The organism is Alishewanella sp. HH-ZS (genome assembly GCF_001704375.1).
GTDB classification, from domain to species: Bacteria; Pseudomonadota; Gammaproteobacteria; order Enterobacterales; family Alteromonadaceae; genus Alishewanella; species Alishewanella aestuarii.
Genome location: NZ_LZEJ01000059.1, coordinates 1 through 10,628 on the forward strand (window position 1 = coordinate 1; position 10,628 = coordinate 10,628).

The following is a 10,628-nucleotide window of genomic DNA, read 5'->3' on the forward strand; positions in this document are numbered from 1 at the left end:
ATTTGTGTATAAGAGACAGGCCAACGGCGGGGTAAGATAACACCAGGGAACAGCAGATTAGAAATTGTATACTACGCCCAGTGACAGCGCTTTAGCGTCCTGACCAGTAACAGTATTCAGCTGGGTATCACGGCCGCCGGCAGTAACGCGGAAGTTTGCATTGTCGTCATTTGACGTCACCGCGTAAGCTGCATACAGGGTTAAAGCACGACCGAAGTTACGATCCACACCAAACACAAACATATTGGCACCTGATTCGGCTACGTCATTCTTACCGGCAACATAGTACTGGCCACGCAGAGTGTAATCACCCATCTTGTAGCTGGTACCCAGACCGTAAACATTGCGATCACCGCCTGGTACATCGCTGGCAGTTTGGTATAAACCTGAAACGCGCAGATCTGAGGTCAGGTCATAGTACAGACCAACGCGAACTGCGTTTGGATCTAAACCGTTAGCACCTTCAAAGGTCTCGTAAGCGACAGCAGCGTAGAAGCCTTTCACTTCATAGGCTACTGACATGCTGTAAGATTCCTGGATATTGTCTACCGTAGCCCCAGAGTTGTTATGTGGCGTGTAGTGGAAATCAAATACGAAGTCACCAAATTTTGGTGAAGTATAGGCCACGCCGTTTCTGTAACGCTCGTCAAAGACGTTACCGATGTTAGCGTTGGTAGAGCCTGAAGTAGAAGTACGGGTCAGGTTACGGATATCACCTACGCGGTCACCGAACATATCAACTTTACCACGCACGTTTTTCAGTGGGGTGTCAAACTGACCGATACGTACAGTACCAAAACCGCCTTTTAAGCCGACGAAAGAATCGCGTGAAGCCCAGTTCCCTGAACCTTCGTCAAAACGGATATTCTGTTCAATTTGCATAAAGGCTTCTAAACCGCCATCCAGCTCATGCTTGGCACGGAAACCTAAACGGCTGGAGTTGCTTGATACGTTAGTACCGCTGTCTACACCGTTATCCAGTGAATCAACTGACAGGTGAGCGCGGCCATAGATCTGTACCGTGTTAGCCAGAGCTGGGGTCGCCATTACTGAACACAGTGCGGCGGCAACTAAACTTAATTTGATGGTTTTCATGGAACTCTCCTGATTAGCTTTTTATTGGTATGCTGAACACGGGACTTATTATCAGTAACAAAGATGTCAGTAATGTGGCTCTTGCATGAAGCTTTTATGACAAAGGCCGGATAACCGGCCTTTGGAGATAGCGAGATAAAACAAAAACTTAACCGTAACGACCGGTAATATAGTCTTCGGTTCTTTTCTGTGTCGGGTTGGTGAAGACGTCGTTGGTACCACCAATTTCAATCAGATTACCCAGGTGGAAGAACGCAGTACGGTCTGATACCCGCGCCGCCTGTTGCATATTGTGCGTCACAATCACGATAGTAAAGTTCTGCTTTAACTCGGTGATCAGCTCCTCGATAATGGAGGTCGCAATAGGATCCAGTGCTGAACATGGCTCATCCATTAAAATCACTTCCGGGCTGACCGCGATAGTACGCGCGATACATAGACGCTGCTGCTGACCGCCTGACAGACCGGTACCCGGTTGATTTAAACGATCTTTAACTTCATCCCATAAACCGGCGCGGCGCAGACTGGATTCAACCACATCATCCAGATCCGATTTTTTGCTGGCCAAACCATGTAACTTCGGGCCATAAGCAATATTTTCATAAATCGATTTCGGGAAAGGGTTAGGCTTTTGGAACACCATACCGACCTGAGCCCGCAGCTGCACCACATCCAGTGACGGCGCATAAATATCCTGGCCATCCAGTGCAATTTCTCCGGTTACCCGGCAGCTGTCGATGGTATCGTTCATCCGGTTTAAACAGCGTAAAAAGGTCGATTTACCACAGCCTGACGGGCCGATAAAGGCAATCACTTCATTCTCCACAATATCCATATCCACGCCGTGGATGGCCTGGTTGCTGCCGTAAAATACTTTGACATCACGGGCCGTCATTTTAATTTTTTGGCCGGCTTCATTAACTTTTGCAGTAGTCATACTTAATTCCTGTATTCAAAAACGGTTAGGCGGGCCAACTGTTACCAACGCACTTCAAAACGACGACGTAACCAGATTGCCAGACCATTTAAGGTCAGCATTAATCCCAGTAACACAATAATGGCGGCTGAGGTTCTGGCTTCAAAGAAATTCCGCAGCTCATTACCCTGCCATAAATAAATCTGTACCGGTAGCGCCGTAGACTGTTCCATCGCGCTGGACGGCACTGAAGCGACGAAGGATTTCATGCCAATTAGCAGTAAAGGTGCACTTTCACCCAGCGCCTGGGCGACACCGATAATGGCACCGGTGAGGATGCCTGGAATGGCCAGCGGTAACACATGGTGAAATACCGCCTGAGTTTTTGACGCCCCCAGGCCTAAAGCTGCCTGACGAATTGACGGCGGAATAGCTTTTAACGTCGAGCGGGTCGCAATAATCACCGTGGGTAAGGTCATCAAACTCAATACCAGGCCACCAACAAAGGGGGCTGACATCGGCAGATTAAACCAGCCGATAAAGATCGAGGCACCCAGTAAACCAAATACAATAGAAGGTACTGCAGCCAGGTTGTTAATATTCACTTCCACCAAATCGGTAAACTTATTTTTCGGTGCAAATTCTTCCAGATAAATCGCAGCTGCCACGCCCATTGGCACCGCCAGCAGGATCACTATCAGCATCATATACAGCGAGCCCATAAAGGCACCGGCCAGGCCGGCCGAGGCCAGTGAGCTGCGTGAATCAGGGTTCATAAACAGGGCCCAGCTAAAGCGATTCTGAATCACGCCTTCCGCTTTCAGACTTTCAACCCACTCCCGCATCTTTGGACTTAACTGCTGCTTCTCATCCGGTAAGCTGCGATCGATATTGCCTTTTAACCAGACATCAATATTGGCATCGGTTAATAAAAACAGCTTTTGGGTTTGCCCGATAATAGCGGGGTTAGCAATAACTCTATCCCGCAGCGCAAAACGCTCGCCTGAGGTCACAATACGCGCCAAATCCCGCCGATGCTGCGCGCCGTCCGGAATCACCTTTAGCAGGGCATCCTGAATTAAGCGGTTAAAATTGACCATCCCGACTTCAGAGCGCCAGGCCAGATGCCGTTGCTCAAAAGCCTGTGGCGATTCGCCGGCCTGCAGCACCGGTTGTTCACTGATCTTGACCACTGCCGGGTCAAAGTGGATCTCCAGCTCAATACCATGCTGCCAGAACGCCGGTAAGCCTTTAGAGAAGATATTGATAAAGAGTAAGGCGACTAACAGTAAGCTGATGCCTACCGCCGTCATACCGGCAAAACGAAATAGCTTTTCCTGACGGTGCCTTTTCTTTAATGAGCGCACTACCTGCTGCTGTACCGGGCTGGCGCTATAAGTTGAAGACGCAGAAGTCTGCACAGTTTTCATAAGCTATTACTCGTATTGTTCACGGTATTTACGGACGATCACCAAAGCGACGATATTCAGTAACAGGGTAATCACAAACAAGGTTAAACCGAGCGCAAAGGCCACTAATGATTGCGGGCTGGCAAAATCATTATCACCTGTTAACTGGTTCACAATGGTTACGGTTACCGTCGATACGGCTTCAAAGGGGTTCGCAGTTAACGACGGGCTGTTACCTGCCGCCAGCACTACTATCATAGTTTCACCAATGGCGCGGCTGGCTGCCAGTAATACGGCGCCAACGATCCCAGGCAATGCTGCAGGTAGTACTACCTTGCGGATAGTTTCGGACTTAGTCGCCCCCAAACCTAAGGAGCCGTCGCGCAGCGCTTTGGGTACCTGAGTAATAATGTCATCAGATAATGAGGAGATAAAAGGGATAATCATAATTCCCATTACCACACCGGCAGTCAGGGCAGAGGTAGCGCGGATGGTAAGTCCCAGCATCTGCCCCAAATCGGCTAAATAGGGCCCTACCACCACTAAAGCAAAGAAGCCATAGACAATGGTCGGGATACCGGCCAATACCTCGATAATAGGTTTTACGGTGTCACGCACCTTTTTCGGCGCATACTCGGCCATATAGATAGCCACCATTAAACCCAGTGGAATCGCCACTAATAACGCAATACCGGCGACCAGCATAGTGCCTGATAACAATGGTAATAAACCAAAGCTGCCCTGACTCCCGGTCAGGGAGCCGTCGGCAACACCAGCGGTGGAGAAACGCGGATTCCAGGTGGTACCAAAAAAGAAATCGCTGGGCTTAATAAAGCTAAAAAACTTCAGCGTTTCGCCAACCATCGACAGCACGATACCGATAGTGGTTAAAATTGCGATGGTTGAACAGATCAGTAAGGTCGCCATTAAGGCTTTCTCGACCTGATGCCGGGCGCGTAATGACGGCCGGATTTTCTGATAACTGACCAGCAAACCCAAAGCACCGATAATAAACATCAGCGCCGTTAGTAACAGCGTACTTTTTTGCTGCAGCGCGGTCAGATAATTAGCCGCACTAATCTCCCAATCCGCCGCTTCGCTTAATACCGCAAAGTTGGTGGCCAGATTGCTGATACGACGCAGTATTACCTGTGCCTGCTCACCGCTGTTCAGCACCTCAGCGGGTAAGGATGCCAACACCAGTTGCTGGATCACTGCCGGCGAAAACCAATTCCACAACAGCATCACAAACAACGGCGGTAGTACCGCCCAAAGCCCAACCATCATGCCGTAATGATGGGGCCGTGAGTGCAGGCTGGCACTATTCTGGCCACCAGCCAGTTTACGGCTGCGCTGCATGCCTAGCTGATAGGCTACCGCCAGCAATACCAGCAAAATAATTATAAGTGACAAGTTATTCATCAGTGCTCCGCTACTGATCGTCAGATAATCCACTGATACTAGCTTAAAGTATCAAGATTGCACTTTTATGACAAAGTGACGCAAACGAAAAAAGGCGCCCTAAGGCGCCTTAGCGTAATATCGGATATTACAGAGATTTTTTGCTGCGGATAGTTTGCAGAACTTCAGCACGCTCAGCATCAGCCAGTGGGATCAGACCTGCAGCTTCCAGTGGACTACCGAAGCCTGAAGTCGCTTCAGACACGTGGAACTCAGCATATTCCTGCAGACCTGGGATCACGCCGATATGCTGGCCTTTTACATAGAAAAACAGCGGGCGAGATACCGGGTAAGTACCCGCGATAATGTTATCGATAGTTGGTACGATACCGCTTACGGTAGCCACTTTAATACGGTCACGGTTGCTTTCATAGAAGCTTAAACCGAATACACCGACTGCATCTTTCTGGGCCTGTAAACGGGCCAGAGTTTCAGTGTAGTCACCAGCGATTTCAACTACACGGCCGTCAGTACGCATCGCTAAACAGAAGTTATTCTGGTCAGCAGATGGCATGGCTTTTACTTCTGGCAGCGTCTTACAACCGTCCAGAATCACTTTCTCTTCATATACTTCACGGGTACCGTGGTTTGAACCAGGGATAGCTAACAGAATTGCCTGATCTGGCAGTGACTTGTCGATTTGTGACCAGCGAGTGTATGGGTTAGCAACCATCTGGCCATTTTGTGGTACCTGAGCGGCCTGAGCCAGGAATACGTGCACCGGCTGCAGAGCAAAAGTACCGGCATCAATGCGTGACGCAAAGACGATACCATCGTAGCCGATCTTCACTTCGATAACTTCTGTCACACCATTGGCTTTACAGCTGTCCAGCTCGGCAGGACGGATAGCGCGTGATGAGTTAGCGATATCAATAGTGTTAGTGCCAACGCCCTGACAGAATTGACGTAAACCACCGCCAGAACCACCTGAACCAACAACCGGTGTTTTGAACTGAGCAAAGCTGTTACCAAACTCTTCAGCAGCGATAGAAGAGAACGGCAGTACAGTTGATGAACCGGCGATTTGAATAGTATCGCGGGTAGCTTGCGCCTGAGCGGCAAAGCTCAGTGATACGGCAGTGGCCAGAACCAGTTTAGTTAAGTTTTTGATTTTCATTTAATCATTCCTCAAAGTGGACGTTTTAATTTGTACCGGCTTAGTCTGCTTGCTTTTTATTTCAGCAATATGACAATAGAAAATTTTTTCTTAGTTAGTGCGAAATTGTTGCCAGCCACGCTCTAACTCTGCCGCCAGCGCGGTGAGTTCTTCAGCAGCCTGCGACGACTGACTGGCGCCCTGATGCAATTGCTGGCTGGCCTGATGCATGGCCGCAATACCTGACACAAAGCGGCCGGCCGTTTGCTGCTGCTCATTACCTGCCAGACTAATTTGCTGATTAATATCACTGAGTGTAGCAACCTCAGCTGCCAACTGCCGGAATTGCTGCTCGGTTGCCCTGGCCTGCTCGACACTGTCTTTCGCTTGTACATCGGCCTGGGCAATGCTGGAGCAAGCACTATCCGCTTGTTGTTGCAGGGTGCTAATCATCTGCCGGATCGACTCAGTGGCCTGCTTGGTATTGGCGGAAAGGGTACGTACTTCATCGGCAACCACTGAGAAGCCGCGACCGGCCTCACCGGCGCGTGCCGCCTCAATGGCCGCATTTAACGCCAGTAAGTTGGTTTGCTCCGAGATCTTGCCGATAACTTCCAGCACACCGGAGATCTTGCCGGAGTCTTGCTGTAATTGTTGCATCAGCCTGGCGGCGGCTGCCATTTGCTGCGCCAACTGTTCGGCGCTGTGCATACTCTTCTGGCTTACCTGCTGGCCCTGCTGACACAGAGCGCTGGCATTCTGACTGACCTGATTGGCCGAGCCGGTATGGCTGGCCACCCGATCCAGTGCTTGCATCATCTCACTGACCGCGTCAGATAATTGATCCGCTAACCGGGCTTGGTCCGCAGCACCATTATTCACCTGGTCGCTAATGCCGGACACCTGCGTCGCCTGACTACTCAGCTCCCGCGCACTGCCACCTAGTTGTTGCAGCAGGCCAGCAAAACGCTGCAGCATTAAATTCAGCGCCCGGGCCGCTTCGGCAATCTCATCACGACCGCGTTCATCGGCACGTAAGGTTAAATCGGCTTGCTGTTCCAGTTGTAACAACAGATCACGCAGCCGGGTCAGCGGCTTATTCACCGCGCGGCGGGTTTGCCAAATCAGCAATAACACAAAGGCGGTCAGCAAGGCGCCGCCAACCAGATACATCAACAGCATCTGCCCGGTTAGCTGCTCAGAGGCATCCCGCACCTCAGCCGCAGCATCGATTTGCTGCTGAATAAACTGCTCAGCCAGAGTAGCAAAAGGGGCAATCTGCTGTTTAAATTCGTTATTAATGCTGGAATCATTCAAAATTTTGATTAGCAGCGCATCGTCACCGACAAAACCTATCCAATCCTGATAGTGTTTAACGGCTTTGGCAAAGGCCGCGTCCAGCGCGGCAAAAGCCTCTTCATCCGCCGGCGATTTTATCGTACGCTGCTCACTAAAACCTTGCCATTGCGTCGCAGCTACAGCCAGTAGCGCCTGCACGCTGCTACGGGTCGCCTCGGCCGAAGACCAGCCGGATTTATATTGCTGCACCTCGCTAAACGCCTGCTGTTGCAGAATTTTTTGACTTTGCATAACACCAGACAGGATCGCCAGGTGTTCATGATACAGGCGGTTAAACAGCTGGTCCTTGCCGTTAGCGGCCTGAAAAGATGCCACCAAAACCAGCAGCAACAAACCCAGGGGTACCAGTCCCAACACCAGCACCCGGCTGGCGATGGTAGAGAAATTAAACATAGTGAGGACCTGCATCGGAGTGAAACTGGCGGCAACTTAACAGCTAAGTGTGTCTTTTTTATGACAGCAGCAATCCTTACGCAGGGATCCACGGCAGTAAGCGTAAAGTATATACTTGCTGCTACGCCTGCCTGACCGTCAAAACTTCAGGCAATTAACCAAGGATTTCCTATGCATAAACCCATTATCGTCATCACCGGTGCCGCGCAGCGTGTCGGCCTGACACTGGCGTTAGACCTACAACAGGCCGGTTATCAGGTGGTGGCCAGCTACCGTAGTGAGCGACCGGGGCTGGCACAACTTAAAGCCGCCGGCGTGCTCACCTATCAATGCGATCTGACCGATCTAAATAGCCTGGCGGATTTTATCAGCCAGCTGCAGCAGCTTGGTCCACTGCGGGCGCTGATCCATAATGCCTCGGACTGGCGCAAGGATCCGCCGGCAACTGCAGACTCCTTGTTGGCGCAACTGCAAGCAGAAGCAGAAAGCTTTGATTATTTGCAGCAAATTCATGCCCGTACGCCCTACTTGCTTAATCGTGCGCTGCAGCCACAACTGCAGCTCAGTGAGCAGGCCGATATTATTCAGCTGAGTGATTTTGTGGCCTGTGTTGGCAGTAGCAAACATATTGCCTATGCAGCGTCCAAAGCCGCGCTAGAGAACCTGACCCTGTCTTTTGCCCGGCAATTTGCACCAAAGATTAAAGTTAATACCATAGCGCCGGCGCTACTGATGTTTAATGCCGGTGATGCCGAGGAGTATAAACAGCAGGCTTTGCAAAAGTCGTTGTTACAGTGTGAACCTGGGGCACAGGAAGTGGTAACAGCAGTACGCTATATTCTGGACAGCCGCTATCTGACCGGACGGGTACTGGCGCTGGATGGCGGTCGGCATTTAAATTTACCCTGAGTTTCGCGTAAACCCCAACGCAACACTGAAGTTTAGACGCGGCGTACACAAAAACGCCGGCAGCAGGCCGGCGTTTATCCTCAAGGCGTTAGCTTAAACCTTTTTCACCCAGGCAGCACACCAGCCTTCTGAGGCGACTAATTTGCCTGGGAAAATGGCGCAAGGCCGCCATTCCTGGCCGTCCTCACCCTGGATCAGGTTACAGTTACTGCATTTCTGACCTTCCACTTCCGACTTGTGGGTATAGCGCATGGCTGCCGCTAAAGGGTCATCCAGCTTTAATTGCTCAGCGGCAAAGGCCCTTAGCGTGACACCACCCAGTGTCATACCAATGACGGTACCGGCTGAGATTTTGAAAAAGTTACGACGGTTAATATTATTCATTCGAACACTCCTGCATTGTAGTAAGGGCCGCTGGCCGTTGCCGGCTAACGCTGGTCTGCCCTGATTATCATACTGAGGATCCGTCTTTGCGGATTTGATAAGTATCAACTTAAGTTCGGCTTTTTAACCATAACAGCTATAGCGATACCCGGTGTAGGGTAGCAGACAATGGCCCGGGCTGCGACCAGGCGGGACAGCTACGCGGCAGAAAGATTGCCAGCTGTGGCCTTTTTACGGCACACTAGCAACACCCCAGCGCCTGAACTCGCTCTGGCGCCCACTTCTGACTTATAAGAATAATATATGCAAGTAACCACTGTTTTGATCACCAACGATGCCGTCGTTCTTGGCCTGCTGGCGCTGATCCTGGGGCTGGTGTTTTATACCAGCCACAGTGCTAACCGCTACTGTAAAGCTTTTTACCGTTATGTCCCTGCCCTGCTGCTTTGCTACTTTATTCCGTCACTGCTAAACAGCTTTGGCATTATTGATGGGGAAGGCTCGGCCCTGTACAAGATGGCATCGCGCTATTTATTACCGGCCAGTCTGGTATTGCTGACGCTGAGTGTCGACTTTAAAGCCATTATTGGCCTTGGCCCGAAAGCGCTGATTATGTTTCTTACCGGCACCCTGGGGATTATTATTGGCGGTCCACTGGCACTTTTGATGCTGGGTAGCCTGTACCCGGAAGCACTGGGCGGTGATATCTGGCGTGGCATGAGTACCATCGCCGGTAGCTGGATTGGTGGTGGCGCCAATCAGGCCGCGATGAAAGAAGTGTTTGAAGTTGATGGCAGCATTTTCTCGGTGATGATTACCGTGGATGTCATAGTGGCTAATGTCTGGATGGCAGTGTTGTTACTGATGGCCAGTCGCGCCAGCTATTTCGACCAGAAAACCGGTGCCGACACCAGTGCTATTCGTCATCTACAACAGAAGATCGAGAATTATCAGGCTCAGCATGCGCGCATTCCGACCATGCATGATCTGATGCTGATCTTTGCCGTCGCCTTTGGCGTGACCGGTTTTTCACATTTAATTGCCGATATCGTTGCGCCCTGGATTGGCCGCGAAGCACCGGTGCTGGCAGACTATAGCCTGGCCAGTACCTTCTTCTGGCTGGTGGTGGTAGCCACCACCGTTGGCCTGATCCTGTCCGCAACCCGCGTCAGACGTTTAGAAGCCGTTGGCGCCTCCAAGGTCGGCAGTGCTTTTTTGTATATCCTGGTAGCGACTATCGGTATGCATATGGATGTGACCGCCATTTTAGACTATCCCCTGATGTTTGTAGTCGGTATCGTCTGGATGGCCTTTCATGCCGGCCTGATGTTACTGGTGGCGAAATTGATTAAGGCGCCGCTGTTTTATATGGCGGTAGGTAGCCAGGCGAATGTCGGTGGCGCCGCGTCGGCACCGGTGGTCGCTGCCGCCTTTCATCCATCTTTGGCGCCGGTGGGCGTACTATTGGCGATCCTCGGTTATGGCCTGGGTACCTATGGCGCCTATCTGTGTGGCCTGTTACTGCGGATGGTGGCACCTTAAAGCCTTGTTGCTAGCGCCGATAAAACAAAGCCCCGCTTAAGCCTGTCTCTTATACACAAATCCC

Annotated in this window: 9 protein-coding genes; 2 read left to right on the top strand and 7 right to left on the bottom strand. The window is 51.0% G+C overall.

Annotation, left to right across the window (positions count from 1 at the left end; translation table 11 throughout):
* Positions 1–57: 57 nt before the first annotated feature.
* The 6 genes from A9165_RS15595 to A9165_RS15620 all read right to left on the bottom strand — a co-directional run bounded on the left by A9165_RS15595 (position 58) and on the right by A9165_RS15620 (position 7,729).
* Entirely contained in the window at positions 58–1,095 is a 1,038-nt protein-coding gene (locus A9165_RS15595) for a porin (protein ID WP_065956564.1), read from the bottom strand.
* 148 nt (positions 1,096–1,243) lie between these two features.
* Positions 1,244–2,032, bottom strand: a complete 789-nt coding sequence (gene pstB, locus A9165_RS15600) for a phosphate ABC transporter ATP-binding protein PstB (protein WP_008607008.1) — start codon at positions 2,030–2,032, stop codon at positions 1,244–1,246.
* Between the two features lie 41 nt (positions 2,033–2,073).
* Entirely contained in the window at positions 2,074–3,441 is a 1,368-nt protein-coding gene (gene pstA / locus A9165_RS15605) for a phosphate ABC transporter permease PstA (RefSeq protein ID WP_008951176.1), read from the bottom strand.
* A 6-nt stretch (positions 3,442–3,447) separates the two neighbouring features.
* Entirely contained in the window at positions 3,448–4,842 is a 1,395-nt protein-coding gene (gene pstC / locus A9165_RS15610; protein ID WP_065956568.1) for a phosphate ABC transporter permease subunit PstC, read from the bottom strand.
* Positions 4,843–4,969: 127 nt separating this feature from the next.
* On the bottom strand, positions 4,970–5,998 hold the full coding sequence (locus A9165_RS15615; protein ID WP_008607000.1) for a substrate-binding domain-containing protein: 1,029 nt from the start codon (positions 5,996–5,998) through the stop codon (positions 4,970–4,972).
* A 90-nt stretch (positions 5,999–6,088) separates the two neighbouring features.
* Complete coding sequence (locus A9165_RS15620) at positions 6,089–7,729, bottom strand: methyl-accepting chemotaxis protein (RefSeq protein WP_065956565.1); 1,641 nt, start codon at positions 7,727–7,729, stop codon at positions 6,089–6,091.
* Positions 7,730–7,900: 171 nt separating this feature from the next.
* Between A9165_RS15620 and folM the strand changes: the two genes are divergently transcribed.
* Complete coding sequence (gene folM / locus A9165_RS15625; RefSeq protein ID WP_065956566.1) at positions 7,901–8,638, top strand: dihydromonapterin reductase; 738 nt, start codon at positions 7,901–7,903, stop codon at positions 8,636–8,638.
* Positions 8,639–8,731: 93 nt separating this feature from the next.
* On the opposite strand, the gene A9165_RS15630 is transcribed toward folM, so the two are convergent.
* On the bottom strand, positions 8,732–9,022 hold the full coding sequence (locus tag A9165_RS15630) for a high-potential iron-sulfur protein (protein ID WP_008606996.1): 291 nt from the start codon (positions 9,020–9,022) through the stop codon (positions 8,732–8,734).
* Between the two features lie 303 nt (positions 9,023–9,325).
* Between A9165_RS15630 and A9165_RS15635 the strand changes: the two genes are divergently transcribed.
* Positions 9,326–10,564: a DUF819 domain-containing protein gene (locus tag A9165_RS15635; RefSeq protein ID WP_065956567.1), complete on the top strand. Its 1,239-nt coding sequence runs from the start codon at positions 9,326–9,328 to the stop codon at positions 10,562–10,564.
* Positions 10,565–10,628: the final 64 nt, after the last annotated feature.